A 351-nucleotide genomic window follows, 5' to 3' on the forward strand; every position below is an offset into this window, starting at 1 on the left:
ATCGATATCGCGCAACTGCTCCTTGAGGGTGAGCGCATTGTTGTCGCGGATGGCGGTGGCGAAGCGCCACATGAAATACTCTGCCGTCAGATAGACCACGCGCGATTTCGGATTGTGCCGCAGCGATTCCGCCGCGATTGCCTGCAACAGGTGCGTCTTGCCGAGGCCAACTGTCGCGTGAAGGAAGAGCGGGTTGAAGCGTACCGCGCTCGATTGCGATTCCGCCACCGCCTTGGCGGCCGCGAAGGCCACCCGGTTCGAGGGACCCTCGATGAACGACGCGAAAGTGTAACGCGGGTCGAGCGGCGACCCGAGCACGTTATGGCGGAACTCGGTCTCCACCGGCATGCC

Annotated in this window: 1 protein-coding gene; it reads right to left on the reverse strand. The window is 63.0% G+C overall.

All coding sequences use genetic code 11. The annotated features are described in order from the left end of the window. The coding region (locus tag EN808_RS35395; RefSeq protein WP_245525208.1) for a DnaA/Hda family protein at positions 1–351 on the reverse strand (351 nt) is incomplete at both ends.

The organism is Mesorhizobium sp. M8A.F.Ca.ET.165.01.1.1 (assembly GCF_004792065.1).
Taxonomy (GTDB): domain Bacteria; phylum Pseudomonadota; class Alphaproteobacteria; order Rhizobiales; family Rhizobiaceae; genus Mesorhizobium.